At 41.9% G+C, this 17,089-nt stretch carries 12 protein-coding genes; 6 read left to right on the top strand and 6 right to left on the bottom strand.

Annotated elements, in window-relative coordinates; genetic code table 11:
• Positions 1-171: 171 nt before the first annotated feature.
• Complete coding sequence (locus tag NPE20_RS26950) at positions 172-3,378, bottom strand: DUF8693 domain-containing protein (RefSeq protein ID WP_256538432.1); 3,207 nt, start codon at positions 3,376-3,378, stop codon at positions 172-174.
• Between the two features lie 456 nt (positions 3,379-3,834).
• Between NPE20_RS26950 and NPE20_RS09750 the strand changes: the two genes are divergently transcribed.
• Complete coding sequence (locus NPE20_RS09750; protein WP_256538431.1) at positions 3,835-7,581, top strand: S8 family serine peptidase; 3,747 nt, start codon at positions 3,835-3,837, stop codon at positions 7,579-7,581.
• Positions 7,582-7,652: 71 nt separating this feature from the next.
• Here the strand turns inward: NPE20_RS09750 and NPE20_RS09745 are convergent, their stop codons facing one another.
• The gene (locus NPE20_RS09745; protein ID WP_256538430.1) at positions 7,653-8,147 is read right to left on the bottom strand and encodes a hypothetical protein; all 495 of its coding nucleotides are present in this window, start codon (positions 8,145-8,147) and stop codon (positions 7,653-7,655) included.
• A 220-nt stretch (positions 8,148-8,367) separates the two neighbouring features.
• Here NPE20_RS09745 and ggt point away from each other — a divergent pair, with 220 nt between their 5' ends.
• The 4 genes from ggt to NPE20_RS09725 all read left to right on the top strand — a co-directional run bounded on the left by ggt (position 8,368) and on the right by NPE20_RS09725 (position 12,169).
• On the top strand, positions 8,368-10,065 hold the full coding sequence (gene ggt, locus NPE20_RS09740) for a gamma-glutamyltransferase (RefSeq protein WP_256538429.1): 1,698 nt from the start codon (positions 8,368-8,370) through the stop codon (positions 10,063-10,065).
• Positions 10,066-10,168: 103 nt separating this feature from the next.
• Positions 10,169-10,609 carry a MarR family winged helix-turn-helix transcriptional regulator gene (locus NPE20_RS09735; RefSeq protein ID WP_256538428.1) on the top strand — a complete coding sequence of 147 codons (441 nt, stop codon included), beginning with the start codon at positions 10,169-10,171 and terminating at the stop codon, positions 10,607-10,609.
• Between the two features lie 90 nt (positions 10,610-10,699).
• A complete protein-coding gene (locus NPE20_RS09730) occupies positions 10,700-11,209 on the top strand; it encodes an FKBP-type peptidyl-prolyl cis-trans isomerase (RefSeq protein WP_256538427.1) in 510 nt (169 codons plus the stop codon).
• A gap of 6 nt (positions 11,210-11,215) precedes the next feature.
• Positions 11,216-12,169 (top strand): FKBP-type peptidyl-prolyl cis-trans isomerase, encoded by a 954-nt coding sequence (locus tag NPE20_RS09725; protein ID WP_256538426.1) that lies wholly within the window; start codon positions 11,216-11,218, stop codon positions 12,167-12,169.
• Here NPE20_RS09725 and NPE20_RS09720 read toward each other — a convergent pair whose 3' ends face one another.
• Positions 12,170-13,483: a cryptochrome/photolyase family protein gene (locus tag NPE20_RS09720; protein WP_256538425.1), complete on the bottom strand. Its 1,314-nt coding sequence runs from the start codon at positions 13,481-13,483 to the stop codon at positions 12,170-12,172.
• Positions 13,476-14,387 carry a TIGR01777 family oxidoreductase gene (locus NPE20_RS09715; protein WP_256538424.1) on the bottom strand — a complete coding sequence of 304 codons (912 nt, stop codon included), beginning with the start codon at positions 14,385-14,387 and terminating at the stop codon, positions 13,476-13,478. Before NPE20_RS09715 ends, NPE20_RS09720 begins: the two co-directional genes overlap by 8 nt.
• Before the next feature lie 404 nt (positions 14,388-14,791).
• On the opposite strand from NPE20_RS09715, the gene NPE20_RS09710 reads away from it, so the two are divergent.
• On the top strand, positions 14,792-15,010 hold the full coding sequence (locus NPE20_RS09710; RefSeq protein WP_256538423.1) for a hypothetical protein: 219 nt from the start codon (positions 14,792-14,794) through the stop codon (positions 15,008-15,010).
• Between the two features lie 15 nt (positions 15,011-15,025).
• Here the strand turns inward: NPE20_RS09710 and NPE20_RS09705 are convergent, their stop codons facing one another.
• Positions 15,026-16,351 carry an ABC1 kinase family protein gene (locus NPE20_RS09705; RefSeq protein ID WP_256538422.1) on the bottom strand — a complete coding sequence of 442 codons (1,326 nt, stop codon included), beginning with the start codon at positions 16,349-16,351 and terminating at the stop codon, positions 15,026-15,028.
• 11 nt (positions 16,352-16,362) lie between these two features.
• Positions 16,363-17,064, bottom strand: a complete 702-nt coding sequence (locus tag NPE20_RS09700) for an HAD family hydrolase (protein WP_256538421.1) — start codon at positions 17,062-17,064, stop codon at positions 16,363-16,365.
• Between the last annotated feature and the right edge of the window lie 25 nt (positions 17,065-17,089).

Here is a 17,089-nt window from a genome sequence, read left to right as displayed (position 1 = left end):
CACAAGTAATTTAATATTGTTATAATGAAAACAATAGCATAGAAATTAAGATTCAAACCGGGGGAAAGCGGCAAGAGCGGTTAAATGCGGGATACCGTATTTATTATTGACAGGGCTGTGGTAAGATACCTCCGTTGGGATAAAAGATTAATGAGGGGTTTATGTTTATGCCTAAATTTTAATAAACTTACCTGTGAGGATTATTTTTTTGCTGCTAAGATCAGTTAGCTCAATTGTATAATTGCCTGGTGTTAATGATGTTACATCTTGTTGGCCGGTTGATGAGGAGAAGTTGTTGCTTTTCATTAAAATACCCATCGTATTAAATATGTTTAACCGTACCTGCGATTTTATAGGCTGATCTAATTTAAACTGTATAGCGTTAGTTGCCGGGTTAGGGAATATATTAAATGTGCCGCTGCCGGCGGTAGTAACAATAATAACGTTCGAATAGGTTATCTGCTCATTACTATCAACTTGTTTTAAACGGTAATAAATATTTGCAGTGCTATTGTTTGTATAAATGTCTTTAAAAGCATAAGACCCCTGCGAGCTCGACTGCATATTTTTTACAGCATCAAAGGTTATACCATCTGTGCTTTTTTGCAGTTCGAAAGAAGTGTAATCGTATTCGTTTAAGGTGCTCCAGTTCAGCAGTATATCCGTACCGGCCCTTGTCCCTTTAAACGAGATCAGCTGATATGGCGGCAGGGATTTTTTCCGGATCACAATTTCAAACCTGGTGCTGCCGTATGTTTGGGGGTTAGATTTATCCAGGTTAAATTTATAGGTATCGTTTGCCCTTATATCAAGCGAGTCTTTTTTGAAATGGTCTACCAGCCATACGTTATAAACCGAAGGTATGCCGCTCAGATCCATTTTTTTAATAGTGTATAAACCGCTGGTATTATCGTTTACACTTAAAAATATCGATGTCTTTTGTTTGTCAAGTGGTTGGGATGCCACAGCAACCTGATGATTATCACTCGTCATAGTACCCAAAAATACAGCCTGGCCACTTGCATTAAGGTCATCGGCATCTTCCATCTCGTCGTAAGTAGTTTTATAACTATCTAAAAAACGCACATAGGCAACATCATAATTTGCACTATCCTGTATCATTTTTAAGGCGATAATTGGCTCTTGTGTGCCTATTGGCTTTCCCAATAACAAATTACCCCCTGTTACCTGGGCCGAACTTTTTAAGCTTTCGGTAAAGTTTACGGATGCGCCGGCCGCGGTAGCTTTTACAAAAAAGCCCTGCCCGCTGGCAATTGATATGGCCGACGGGGCTACCATAACACTATTGGCGGTTGACAGGTAGGTATACACAAAACCGGTTGTATTGGTATAGGGAGTACCCGCGCCGCTGCCTGTGCCGCTTGGCAGGAGTATGCTTGAAGGATAGGGGTTGCCAAGCTGGTTCCAGTTACCGCCATTCATAAGCAACGGGTAACTAAAACTACCCTGGTTAAGCACGCCCACCTGTAAACCAACCACATTGGCTTCCGGAGTGGCATAGATCCCACCGACGCGTGTGAGCTTATTTCCACCTGCATCGGTTCTGTTGCCCCTGAAGTAATAATAAAAGCCCGACCCTACGTTATATGACGAGGTGATGGAAGTCGGCCAGGTAAAAAGTTTAGTAAGTGTATTGTAAAGTAATATCGTATAGCCTGTGCCGGTATCAAATCCGTTGGTAGCCCCACCCGGACTTACCACAAACATATTGGTTTTAAGGCTTGCGAAATTATAGGTAGCGGCGGCCGTAACCGGTATTGTTCCCGAATTATTTACAGGCGAGCTCATTAAGCGCCAGCCCCTGTTACTTTGGCTGCCTCCTGTAAAGTAGCGTTGAACAATGTAAGTACCCGTAAATGCACTTGAACCACTTAATTGGCCTATAGCTGCTGTACCATTAGCATCAGATGATAAAGTAAAGGTTCCGCTGTTTGCAACAATAGCATTGCCGGTTAAGTTTATAGCCGATGTAGATGCCATTGTAGATATTGCTGTTGATGGCAAAGTAACCGTGCCCGTGCCGGTAATTGTAGCTGTTGTACCGCTGGTTGTAACTAATCTGTTATTTACGGTAAGGGTTTTGGTATTTAATGATAATGCCGGAGGGGGAGTTCCATCAAAAGTTATTGCACCTACAGTAATGTCTGCGGTTAGTATAGGAAGCCTGGTGTATGAATCTGAAATATATATGTTACTTGAAGAGCCGGGTGGGGTGGTACCAATGTTCCCGTTTAGAAGGGTTTTATAATTTGACACGCTATTGAAATCAGTACTACTTTGGCCTACCCATTTATAAGTGGTTAAAATGGAGAAGGATAAACCATTAATATTTGCTGATGGATATACTTGCCTATACGGATCTCCTTCTGTAAATCCATAAGTGCTGGTAGTAAATTTAAACTGGATAGGGCCGGCTCCAAGATTTGTTTTGGTAAGGTCGCCCACTAAAAAGTAATAGTAAGTATTGGTAGCCCCTGTAAAGCTGTTTAAAGAGTCGGTCATGCCGGTTATAGCGGTGTTTGCACTGTTAAAACCAACGGTTCCGTCAATAAGTGCCGCATCAGAAAAGTATTGGGTTGTTGAGCGGTATATTTTGCCATTCTGAAAATATGGATTTGCGTTAGCGCTACTCTGAACTTCAAGTTTAGTCAAATAAAATACCCCGTCAACCACTAATTTAAAACTGTACAAAACAATATTGGTTTGCCCAAAGCTGATGGGGCCGGTAGTTATACCATTGGCTGTAAGGTTATTATCGCTTATTGTTAACGTTGCCGGGGCAATGGTAAACGTTTTACCATCAACATTAATATTAGCAGCATAGGTTCCTGTATTGCTGGTAACAGAGGCTGTTTGAGCAGTTGCAAATTTAAATTGCATCGTTTGTGACGAGGCATTTACCGAGTTAAAGTTCATTAGGGCATCGGCTACAATAAAATAATACACAGGGCTGGCACCGGTAGTAAATGATTCTGACAAACCTGTAATTGTTATTGCCGTGGCTGCTTGCCCATAAGTAAAAGCTACACCTGTACTTGTAACTAATGTTGCCCCCGTAAAGGTGTTAGCCGTTGTATTTTTATAAAGCCTTCCGCTAGTAAGATACAACCCGGCCCCGTTACCACCAGTATAAGTAGCGTTTAGTTTAAACCCGCTCACCGTCATAGCACTGCTGGTATTAAAGCCAAAGCCATATAAAACAATATCTGTTTGGCCCGGGCGTAGTGTACCCTGGGTAATGCCGTTAGCCGCTGTATTGGCATCGCTTATATCTATTGGGCTGGCAGCAATATTTACAGTTACAGACGGGCTTCCATAATCATTTGCTGTTTTTGCAAAGCTTTTTTGCTCAAGCACGCAACAGGTTATAATTAAGGTAATTATATAATGAAGTAAACGTGGTTTCAAATTTAGGGGATTTATATATTACATGTAACTAATTCGCGTAGTTGCAAAAAGTGTGCAAATGCAAGAAAACCAATGGTTTATTGAAGATATTGGCTCAATTAGCTGTAACTATATAATTAAGTTTTTTTAGACTTGAAATTTTGCAAGGTTTGGGAAATAAACCGCAATGGAATAAGAGAAGGGTTTTCTACAATGTGGGGATTTAATTCCCCATGTTCAATTGGGGATCCTTATAGGATAATGGGTTTTAACTGTGTAGAAAGATTGTTCTGTAGGGTTTAATCGTATTAACAGTTAGTTACATACTGTATTAATCAATATTTAAGCCAATACTATATATTCCTAATCTATTGTGATAATCTTACTCAAAACATATATTTATGAACTATAACCACCTCCAATAATATGGGTAAAAAATACCTGTCCTTTATTTTTAGTTTTTTGCTGTTTGGCTGCGCTGTTCAGGCGTTTGCCCAACAATTACCTGTTAACGCTGCCCGGCAAAAAGAGTTGGATGCACTTTCGGTACGTTCAAAAGAAAACTTTGCATCAGGCTATCAAAAGGCACTGGCACTTGCGCCGGGAAAAGGCTGGGTTATCCGCCGGGTAACCAAAGCTGGTAATTTGGTGGCTTTACAAGGCGTTAACAGCCTGGGTTTCCCTAAATATCTTATTACTCATAATAACACGCTGGCAGCGGCAACCACGGGTACAAATACCGTTCAGCCGGGTGGCATTTTAAATCTTAACTTAACAGGCAGCAGTTCATTTTTAAATAATAAGCTGGGTATTTGGGATGGTGGCCAGGTGTATAAATTTCACCGCGAGTTTGCCGGTAAAACTATTACTGCTAATGATAACGCCGCCGTACTTGATCACTCCACCCACGTTGCCGGTACCATGATAGCCAAGGGCGTTTATGCACCTGCAAAGGGAATGGCATACGGGGCTACAACTTTATCCGCATGGGATTTTGATGATGATGTTACGGAAATGAGCGCGGCGGCATCGGGTTTATTGCTTTCCAATCACTCGTACGGCGATGTTGGCGGCTGGGATTTTAACAGTAGCGACGGTCGCTGGGAATGGTACGGCCTGCCCGGTGATACCGAAGATTACAATTTTGGGTTTTATGATTCGCGCGTGCAATCATGGGATAAGATAGCATATAACGCACCTTATTATTTGATAGTAGAATCGGCAGGTAACAGCCGCTCCAGCAACGGCCCTCCGGTAGGTGAAACATATTATGGGTTTACAAGCCGTACAAACCCAACCTTTGTAAACAAAGGGCCAAGGCCGGCCAATATTAGCAATAATAATGGTTATGATATTATTACTACTACCGGCAATGCTAAAAATATACTTACGGTAGGCTCAATAGGGGCATTACCAAACGGGCCGGTTAACCGCGCAAGCATAGCCATATCCTTTTTTAGCAGTTGGGGGCCTACAGATGATGGCCGCATTAAACCCGATATAGTTGGCGATGGCGAAAATATACTTTCTACAGGCGTTCAAAACAGTAGCTCTTATTTAACTTTATCCGGTACATCGATGGCGGCGCCAAATATTACCGGGTCGTTATACTTGTTGCAGGAATACTACGCGCAAAAAAACAATGGCACTTTTATGCGTGCATCAACCTTAAAAGGCCTGGCTTGCCATACCGCTTTTGATGCCGGCAATATTGGCCCCGATTATATTTATGGGTGGGGTGTATTAGATATGCGCAAAGCTGCCCAGGCTATTACCGATAATGGCGCGAAAAGCATTATTAGTGAAAGTAGTTTAGCACAGGGCCAAACTAAAACGTTAGATGTTATTGCTTCCGGGAACGGGCCTTTGATGATTAGCATATCATGGACAGACCCGGAAGGCACGCCTACCGCAGGTACCACTATAAATGACCGTACCCCAAAATTGGTGAATGATCTTGATCTTCGCCTGGCCGATGGTACAAACACTTTTAGGCCATGGGTGCTTTCGCCCGATAATCCATCGGCGGCAGCTACAAACGGCGATAATATCAGGGATAATATAGAGCAGGTATATGTAGCTAATGCTATACCCGGTAAAAAATATACCATTACCATTTCGCATAAGGGTACACTTAAATCGGGCAGTCAGGCGTATTCGGTTATTGTTACCGGTGCGGGAGGCACTCCTTACTGCGCATCGGCACCAACATCGACAGCCGATTCTAAGATCAATAACTTTTCGTTATCAAACATAAATTATACTTCGCCTGCCGGCTGCACCGGTTATACAGACAATGCCAACCTAGCCATTCAACTGGAAGAGGCTAAAACCTATCCTTTCAGCATAACCCTGGGTACTTGCGGCGCTAATTTTAACAAAGCAGCCAAAATATTTGTAGACTGGAACGGTAACGGCGTTTTTGATGCTGATGAGTTGGCTGCAACAACAAATGTTGTGGCCGGCACAAGTACCATTAGCGGCAACATTGCTGTGCCTCCTACTGTTATACCCGGTAATATTAGCATACTTCGGGTGGTATTAAACGAAACTACTACGCCCACATCCATAAGCGCCTGCGGCACTTATGCTAAGGGTGAAACGCAGGATTATCGTGTGCAGTTTACAACCTCGGCAATTGATGCAGGTGCGATAGCTATTGTAAATGAAGGAGCGGGCGCTACCTGCGCGGCCGCGGTTGCTGTTACCGTCAGGCTTAAAAACTTTGGTAGTAATACAATTAGCAATATCCCGGTTACGGTAACAGTAACTTCACCAAGCAATACGGTAACTACATTTAATGAAAACTATACAGGAGTGCTTAGCCCCGAAGAAGAAACCGATTTTACCTTTAACAGTAAGTTTAATGCTATAATTGGTGCAACTTATAATATAAGTGCAGAAACAAACCTGGCAGGCGATCCTATCGCTTCCAACGATAAAATAACCGGAACTATTACCACCGGCTTGCCACCCGAAGTAAATGATCTGCTGGCTTATTATTGCACTAACACAAACAGTTACCAACTATCCGGCGAAGGCGATGGACAATTACTATGGTATAAAACACCAACAGATGCCATCCCGGTAGGGTATGGTTCACCCGCAACAGTAACCGATGCCCCCGTTAATAATACTTTTTATGCCGGACTAAACGATTTTAGCGGAAAAGTTGGCGCCCCTACCAAGGCGGCATTTACCGATGGGGGATATAACCAGTTTACACCGGGCATTAAAGTAAACACCCAAATACCGGTTACAATAGAAAGCGCGCGTTTATATATAGGCAACCCCGGCAGGGTTATTTTTACGGCCGCTAATGATAATAACGAGGTGGTATCATCAGTAACAATAAACGTTACCGCCACCCGCAGCACCCCGTTACCGGGCGACCAGCCCAACGATCCTACCGATCAGGGTAAAGTTTACACACTTAATTTGCTGTTACCAGGCGCCGGGAATTACACCATTACACCAAGCTATGAAAATGGCGCTACCATTTTTCGTAATAATGGCGGGGTAACGGGCTATCCGTTTAAAATTGGTAATGTGTTTAGTATTACTGGCAACACAGCCATATCAAGCGATACCGAAACTGATACTACTTATTATAAGAATTTTTATTACTACTTATATGATATGCAGTTACGCAGCCCGGGCTGTGCATCGGCCCAGCGGGTAGCTGTAACCATAACTAAGCCGGTTGTTACCCAAAGTGGAGATATATTAAGCTCGAGCATAACATCGGGTAACCAATGGCTGCTTAATGGCGAAATAATAGAGGGTGCTACAGCGGGAACTTACGCGCCATCTGTTAGCGGCAACTACCAAACACAGGTTACACTGGATAATGGCTGCGTAGCTATGTCTGATGATTTTGCTTATGCACTTATTGCTAAAAACCCCGATAAAACAACAGATATTGGTTTAGCAATATTCCCTGTCCCTACTAATACGTATGTTAATGTAGTGTTTACAGCTAAAGCAGCCGGCGATCTTAAGCTGGCACTGGTTAATACCGCCGGGCAAATAGTATATCAAACATCGCAAAAAATTGCAGCGGGTAATTTTAGTACAGTGATAAATACGGCTGAACGTTTGCCGGGCCCTTACTTATTAAAGGTAAACCTGGGAGATAAAGTGTATTCGAAGAAGATAATTATTGTGAAATAGGAAGCTTACAAAAAACAAATAGCCATCTACAAACATAGGATGGCTATTTGAGATTGAATATTGGGTATTCCTTAGAACGTATATTTTATACCTAAGCCTGGTGCAAGGTCAAAGAAAGGGCCGGTGGCCAGTTCCAAACGTGGGTTAAGGTCAAGGCTAAGGGCAATAGGGGCATCCGGGAGTTTATATTCCAGGCCTAAAACACCATCGGCACCTAACAATATATGGCTGTCATTATAATAGTTATCATCGCTGCCAAAGCGTTTGTAAACACCGCTGCCTACTGCACCAACGTGTGCACCAAAACCATAGTAAAATTTAAGTCCGGCGGTGTTGAATGCCGTCTGATGTATCTCATATAAACCGGTAACCACCAAACCATGGTTACGGATACCCAATATACCTTCAAGGGCAGTACTTTCGTTCATGAAATACTTTACAGATGGGCCGTTTTCATAGCCTCCAAACTTTAAGCCTACGGCGGTTTTATAACTCTGCGCGTCAGATCGTTTAGAAAGCAATAAAAAAGAGGTTAACACTAATGCGATTAAGGTAAATTTTTTCATGTGGGGATTTTGTTTTTTAGATAGATGTTGTATCATCTACAATTTTTCAATTAAAAAGTTCAACGTTATTAACGTCAAAAATCGCTTTTTGTGCGGTTTTTGTAAAATTTATACTGCAATAATATATTATTCTGCTGATTTTCAATCTAAAATAATCAACATACATATATTGCGTATGTAAATTGAAATAGATTAAATTGGCAAAAATTATAGCTGTTGCATGAACTTTAGATTGGGATTAACTTATATACTAACTGTATTATTTACCATATTGGGTTTGGTGGGCCATACCCAACCACAAACAAGCCCGGATGAAAAATATAAAAATGGCGTAGTGGTTTGCGCCTATCCCGATGCTGCAAAAGCGGGCTTAGACGTGCTAAAAAAAGGTGGTAACGCCGTAGATGCTGCGGTTGCCGTACAGTTTGCCCTGGCAGTTACTCACCCACAGGCCGGTAATATTGGTGGTGGTGGTTTTATGGTTTATCGCCCGGCCAAAGGCTTTTCTAATACACTCGATTTTAGGGAGATGGCCCCGGCAAAAGCAAGTACCAATATGTATCTGGATACTGCAGGCAATATTATCCCCAACAAAAGTTTATACACTCATCAGGCGTCGGGGATCCCGGGCTCTGTTGACGGGATGATACGGGCACATAAAAAATATGGCCGGTTAAAATGGGCTACGTTGGTCCAGCCTGCCATCAACCTCGCGTTAAAAGGGTTTAAGATGACCAAACGCCTTGCGGCAGACATCAACAGGAATGATTCGGTTTTTAAAAGTCTTAACCCCGGCAAAAGATATTTGATGAAAGATACCAAATGGCAGGAAGGTGATACACTGATACAGGAAGACCTGGGTAAAACGCTGGCATTGATACGCGATAAAGGCCGGGCCGGGTTTTATGAAGGAAAGGTAGCCGACCTGTTAGTTGCCGAAATGAATGCTGGTGACGGCTTGATAACAAAAGCTGATCTGCAGAATTATCATTCGGTGTGGCGCAAACCGGTAACGGGCAGTTATAAAAATTATAAAATTATTACTATGCCGCCGCCATCAAGCGGTGGTATAGCATTATTGCAGTTGCTAAAATCGGTAGAAAAATACCCTTTACATAGATGGGGCTTTAATCAGGATAGCACCGTACAACTAATAGTTGAGGCCGAGCGCCGGGTATATGCCGATAGATCTAAATACCTGGGCGACCCCGATTTTTATAATGTGCCTGTGGATAGCCTGGCAAACCCCCAATATATTGCAAGCAGGATGCAAAGCTTTGACTGGGATGCCGCTACGCCAAGTACCAGCATACAGCCCGGCACATTTATAGGTTACGAAAGTGACCAAACCACCCATTATTCTATTGTAGATAAGGATGGCAACGCGGTAGCTATCACAACTACACTGAATGATTCTTTCGGCTCAAAAATATTTGTTAACGGTGCCGGCTTTTTGCTGAATAACGAGATGGACGACTTTAGCTCGAAACCCGGCACACCCAATATGTACGGCTTGGTTGGCGGTAAGGCTAACAGCATTGAACCCGGCAAACGGATGCTATCATGCATGACACCCACAATTGTTGAAAAAAATGGGCGTCTGTTTATGATAGTAGGTACACCAGGCGGTTCAACCATTATTACCTCAGTGTTTCAAACTGTACTCAATGTAATTGAATTTGATATGGATATGCAGCAAGCAGTTAGCGCCAAACGCTTTCATCATCAATGGCTGCCGGATAAAGTAGACACAGAACCTAATGCACTGGATGAGATTACTAAAGATAAGCTCACCAAAAAGGGATATAAAATAACCAACAAAGGCGCAATAGGCAGGGTAGACGGCATCTTAAAAACCAAAGCCGGGTATGAAGGTGGTGCCGACCCAAGAGGGGATGATACTAAAATGGGTTATTGATTAAGTCCATAGTTTATGGTCAATAGTCCATAGATTTATAGTGTTTTAAAAAACTATGGGCTATGGTCTATAGACTATCGGCTAAAATGTTAAGTTTGTCAGTATGCGAAGCAATGTAAAACATCAGGAAACTATTGATTACTTTTTAAAGATTGTGTGGCAAACCGTTGCCAACCGCTATAACCAATTAGTTACCGAATTTGGTATTACGCAGTCTATTGGTTATTTACTTATCAATATTGAAGAAGATGGTACAACTGTATCGCAGGCAGCGGCGTTATTGGGCTTAAAATCAACCAGTTTATCGCGCATGTTAAACCAACTGGAACAAACCGGGCTAATTTACCGGGAATCGAACAAAGGGGATAAGCGATCGGTAAAAATTTACCTGACAGATTTGGGTAAGGAAAAACGCCAGTTGGCAAAAAACGTTGTAAAACAATTTAATAACTACCTAAACGCGCATATAAGCGATGCCGATAAGCAGTATTTAACCGATATGCTGAAGAAAATAAACCAGCTAACCCTTAATTATAAACCCTGATTTTACTTTTTAACCCAGCCCCAATTGTTAAAAAGTGTTAAGCTGCTGTTTTTGCGATATAAAACAATAAATTTGCCTTTTGAAAATTAAATGAACAAGATACTGCTGATATTATTATTTAGTGTTGTTTGTTTGTCTTCCTGCAAAAAAGGCTATGATGCCGTTGCAGAGGAAAGGACACAGGCAGAGATTGATGATAAAATAATACAGGATTATATTGCAGGTACACCGGGTTTAAGCGCGGTAGCAAAACGTATTGATAGCGCGGGAATTGCAACAGGTGTTTATTATGTAGAGTTAGCACCGGGAAGTGGCAATGACTTGTTCACGAGCTCGACCCGGATAACAATTGATTATACCAGCAAGAAACTTTTGACAGGCGAGGTTTTTGCCCGAAGCAATAATTTTCATCCCTCGTTTACCTTAGGGGAGGTATTAAGGGCATGGAAGCTGGGTATCCCGCAAATAAAAAAGGGAGGAAAGATACGTATAATAGCGGCATCACGTTATGCATACGGTCCGTATGACCAGCCTGAGATAAATCTGCCTAAGAATTCGGTGGTAGATTTTGAGATTGAACTTTTAGACGTAACGAACTAACTTTAGATGAAACAAAAGATTTTTACTTTTTTATTAATAGCAGCAGCTGGTTTAACCGCTTGTAAAAAGAACGACAGCAACCAACCGGATCTCAGGGAATTCGACGAGCAGAAGATACAGGCTTATATAAGTGCAAACGGTTTAACAGGCTTTACTGCTGATACTACTAAAGACGGTACCGGTACTACCGGCATGTATTATAAAATTATATCACAAGCCACCGGCGATACCCTTAAATATTCTGATAATATATCATTGGTTTATACCTTAAAATCTTTTGACGGAAAGTATGTAGCTGCCGATACTATATCTAACCACTTTTATGGATACCTGGGTCAATTAACGGCTGTAAACCAACTTACCGGATTTAGGTTGCCCCCGGGCTTACAATTGGCCATTCATAACCTGCTTCAATATAAAGGCAGTAGCATGCGTGTGTTGATACCTTCGCGCCTTGGGTATGGTGTAAACGGCTTTGGATCGGGCAGTATCTCTAACGTAAACACGCGTATTGCAGGTAACCAAAGCCTTGATCTTTACGTGCACGTAATAAGCGACCAGGATATTTACGACGAGCAGGTGATTAAGAATTATATAGCCGCAAACAACTTAACAGGTTATGTTAAAGATCCATTGGGTTATTATTATAAAATTGTAGCTCCGGGCACAGGCGCTATTGATGAGATATCAGAATTTACAACTGTTACCACAACATATACCGGATATCTGTTAAATGGGGTTGGATTTGATACTGGCAGCGCAACTACTGCAACCACCTTAACTCCCTATTCATTAATAACCGGTGTAGAGGATGCACTCCAAAAACATGCATCAAAGGGGACTTCTATTTCGATTTTGATACCATCATCACTTGGCTACGGTGCTGGTGCAAGAACTTCCATTCCCGGAAATTCTGTACTTAAGTTTGATTTTCAGATAACAGATATAAAGCAGCCGTAATTATTTACGCAAGGCTGTTTTAAAAGCTTTTAAACATCTTTTGCGTGCAAATTCGTGATCTACAATGGGTTTTGGATACTTGCTGAAGTCGGCATATTCCGGAACCCATTTTTTTACGTATTCTAATTTAGGGTCAAACCTTTTTAATTGAGCGTCCGGGTTAAATATCCGGAAGTAAGGCGCGGCATCTGTACCGCTCCCGGCTGCCCATTGCCAGCCGCCAACATTGCTTGCCATTTCATAATCCAGTAGTTTACGGGCAAAATACCGTTCGCCCCAGCGCCAGTCAATCAGCAAATGTTTACTTAAAAAGCTGGCTACTACCATGCGCACCCTATTGTGCATATAGCCGGTAGCATTTAGTTCGCGCATGCCGGCGTCTACCATCGGGAAACCCGTTTCGCCTTTACACCACGCCTCAAATTGATCCTCATCGTTGATCCATTCTATACGGTCATACTCCGGCCGAAACGCGTGATCTACTGTCTGCGGGAAATGGTATAATATCATCATATAAAACTCCCGCCATATCAATTCGTTCAGCCATGTTTTTTCGGGCGATTTATAGGCATCCCTTGCGCAACGGCGGATACTTACCGTGCCAAAACGTAAATGTACCCCTATATGCGATGTGCCAGTTATAGCCGGGAAATCGCGTGTTTCGGCGTAATCTGCTATAGCCTCCTTGTATTCCTTTTCGGGGTAATCTATTTCATTTTTTACGAAGCCCATTTCCTTTAAAGCGGGCAGTTTGGGCGCTTTAAATTTGAGCAGGCTCTTTATATATTTTTCGGTAGGGTATGCCTTCAGATAAAACGGCTTTAGTTTTTGATACCATTTGTTTTTGTAAGGCGTGTAAACCGTATAGGGTTTGCCATCATCTTTTATCACCTCATTTTTTTCAAAAATCACCTGATCTTTATAGGTTTTAAACACTATATCGTTTTTGACTAACAGGGCTTTAATTTTATCATCACGCAATTTGGCGTAAGGCTCATAATCGTGATTAGTATAAACGGCAGCTATATTATATTCTTTAATGAGGGTTTCCCAAGCCTGTTTTGGATGATCATAAACTACCAGTAAACTACTTTTGTGCTTTTTACATTCGTCATTGATCTCCTCAATTGTTTTGTATATGAAGGTAACCCGTGCATCGTCCTTGTCTTCCAGCTTATCTAATATCTCTTTGTCGAAGATAAAAAGAGGCAGTACAGGGTTTCCGCTTTTTAAGGCGTGGTACAGGCCTGCATTGTCTTCGATCCGCAGATCGCGGCGAAACCAAAAAACACTTACCGGGGTGTTCTTATCCATAAATTTCCTTTAGCGCCAGGCCAATCTCCGGATACTTAAATCTGAAGCCCACATCCTCAATTTTTTGTGCCGATGTTTTTGTGCTGCTTAATACCAGACCTGCCAGTTCCCCGAATAATAATTTTATTAAAAAAGCAGGCACATTGGGTGCCCAAAACGGGCGATGCAGTTGTTTAGCCACAGCTTTGGTTAGCTCCTTATTGGTAACCGGCACAGGTGCAGCCATGTTAAAAACGCCTGTTAATAGTTCATTATTTAACCCAAACAGATACATATCTACCACATCCTGGTGATGGATCCACGGTACCCATTGTTTTCCATTGCCCAGCGGCGAACCTATGCCAAGCTTTACAGGCATGGCTAACTGCGGCAATGCCCCGCCCTCGGTAGTCAATACAACACCCGTACGAAATTTTAAGATCCGCAGACCTAATTGTCCGCCTTCGTCCACTGCTTTTTCCCATTCAATGCAGCAGGTGCCAATAAAATCATGAGCAGGGGGGCTATTTTCGGTAAGTAATTCATCGCCACGGTTACTGTAATAACCAGTACCCGACGCGGATATTACTGTATTTACTTTATGGGCCATGTTTTTCATCAATCCATAAATAAGGGCTATTGATTTGGTGCGGCTTTCTATAATTTCTTTTTTGCGTTGGTCTGTCCAGCGTTTATCGGCAATACCTGTACCTGCCAGGTGTATAATAGTATCCACACCACCTATACAATGTTCATCTATCGTACCTTTTTCTACATCCCATAAAAAGGTTTTAACCATTTGGTTTTTACCAGGGCTGCGGCTTAAGTGGCTTACCGTATGGCCTAAGGCTAAAAGTGCTTTGGTTAATTGCCTGCCCAAAAGCCCCGATCCGCCGGTGATAAGTATATTTTTAGGTTGGTTCATGATAGGTAGTTCATCGTTAATGATAGCTTTTAAACAAGTAATAATAATAAAAGGGTATCTGAAATTGCCATCACCATAAACTATCAGCTATTATTTTCGCCAACCCGCAAGTAACACTTTCATGTTATGGCAACAACACAATAGCGGGGGTGTTTTAATTTGATGATTTTGTTCTGACCCGTTCGAGATATTGAAACAATAGTGCGGAAATTAACTCAAATGATGGGTTTTTATTGATCAACAAGAATAAACCAAGCGATTGAAGCTTTTTATACTTGTATAACCCGTACGTTGGAATTAACCCAAATGTAACTTTTTTGTTAATTATTAAGCAATTGAGTGAAGTAATTAAACCTTTTTTTACTTATGCATTCTAAATCAAATATCATAAGAGTTTTTATAGCATGTTTACCCGTACTTTTCAATTAGTTTTAATTTTTTCAAGCTTTGTAATATTAGGTCTTTTAGTTGCTTATGGCTGGTATTGCCGCAACAGGTCACAATCATTTATAGGTAGTGGCCGCGTAACCGATATCGAAACATGGCACATGAAAGCTACCCTAAGCTGGATAGCCACTTTTATAATGATGTTTGCAATGGCTGTATGGTATATGGTAGATTAAGAGGATAGCACGCGGCTAAGCCAGCTCCTCTACATGTGGTTTATAAGTATCCGTTTTTACCCTTGCTTTAAGTTCATGCAGTATATTATATAAGCCGAAATTTGTACGGTTTACGTAAATAAAATGCTTTACACCACGGGCTTGTTTAAACTCGGGCATCTTTGAAACCTTTTCACCGAAACCAAAGAGGTTGTCAAAAAAGGTTTTTTCGCCAAAATCGAAAGTGTTGGTGATGTAGGGCTTGGCAAATAAACTTATCATCTGTCTAAACATTTTATGATAGAATTCTATCTGCGCAGGGGTATCGTTAGGTAATATCATTTCCAGCTTACGAAAAGCTTTTATAGTTTCTTCTTTATCATCAAACAAGTTGGTTGATGTAAGCGAAAAGAATGGATAATAAAAGTCATCGGGCATTACCTTAATGCAGCCAAAGTCGATACATCCAAGTTTGCCCTCGGGGGTTATCATAAAGTTACCGGGGTGCGGATCGGCATGTACAGCTCGTAGTTCGTGTTGCTGATAGTTGTAAAAGTCCCAAAGTGCCTGGCCAATCTGGTCGCGCAATTTTTGCGATGGGTTGGTTGCCAAAAACTCGCGCAGGTGCAGGCCTTCCATCCAATCCATTGTAATAATACGTTTGCTGGATAGGTCCGGGTAATACTCCGGGAAAACTACATTATTTAAATTTTTGCAGGCGATAGAAAACTCTATCGAACGGCGTACTTCCAGTTCGTAATCGGTTTCTTCTAAAAGGCGTTCTTCTACCTCGCGCATGTAAATATCCAGCTCCTTTTCGCTCATACCCAGCATCCTGAAGGCAAAGGGTTTCACCAGTTTCAAATCAGATGATATAGAATCGCCCACACCGGGATATTGTATTTTTACCGCCAGCTTTTTACCGTTCAGTTCGGCCTGGTGTACCTGGCCAATTGACGCTGCATTGGTAGAACGGATGTTGAACTTATCGTAGATCTGGTCGGGGTTTTTGCCAAAGTATTTTTTGAACGTTTGCACAATAAGCGGGCCTGATAATGGGGGCGCATTATATTGCGACTGCGTAAATTTATCTACATAAGCTTGTGGCAGCAGGTTTTTATCCATACTCAGCATTTGTGCTACCTTAAGTGCACTGCCTTTTAACTCACTTAATGATTGATATATATCGGTAGCATTATCCTCGTTCAATTCAGACCTGTCCATGTCCGGGTTGAAAAGTTTTTTAGAGTAATGCTTTATATAGTTGCCGCCAATTTTAAAGCCTGTTTTTACAAATTTGGCGCTGCGTTCAACTTTGCTGGTAGGTATGCTGTTTTGTTCTTTCGAAGTGTTATCACTCATGTTGTTATTGCTCAAAATAATGCGGCCAGTTTCTGCAAGTTAATGTCTGCGTAATCGTTTATAGCAAGGTTGGCCAGCTTGCTAATTATTTCTACAGGATGGGCGGTAGCAATACCTACAACCCTCATGCCCGCGTTGTTACCCGCCTTTAAACCCGAAATTGAATCTTCAAATACAACGCATTTTTCGGGGCGGGCGTTTAGCTGCTCGGCGGCTTTTAAAAATATTTGCGGCGATGGTTTAGGCTGGCTTACCATACCGCCGGTTATTACTACATCAAAGTATTGCCTTATAGGTATGGTCTCAAAAATAAAATCTACATCATCCATATTCGATGATGTGGCCAATGCTATTTTAACACCGGCATCTTTCAGTTCGGCCAGGAAATTTTCCAGTCCGTTTATTGGCCGCAGATAAGGTTGAAAGGCAATTTCATAAAGCTGCTGCTTTTCTTTCGCCAGTGCTTTTAGTTCAGCTTCGTCCAGGTCCTCCCCAAAATACTTTTTCAGGGTATTCAGTATGGGCACACCGCTTATTTCGCTCAGGTACATTTCGCGGCTTAATTCTGGTAGGCCACGTTTTTTAAAAAGCTGTTGCCAGGCTTTAAAATGAAAAGGCGTATTATCTATCAGTGTGCCGTCCATATCAAATATGGCGGATACCCCCTCTAAATCTCCCCCGGTAGGGGAGACTTTTATTTTTTTATCACTCATTTATATTTCTAAAGCCCTCCCTTCC

Origin of the sequence: Mucilaginibacter aquariorum (assembly GCF_024498135.1) — a bacterium.
In the GTDB taxonomy this organism is placed as follows: domain Bacteria; phylum Bacteroidota; class Bacteroidia; order Sphingobacteriales; family Sphingobacteriaceae; genus Mucilaginibacter; species Mucilaginibacter aquariorum.
The sequence above is the reverse complement of the archived record's forward strand: the minus strand, read 5'-3'. Positions and strand labels throughout refer to the sequence as shown.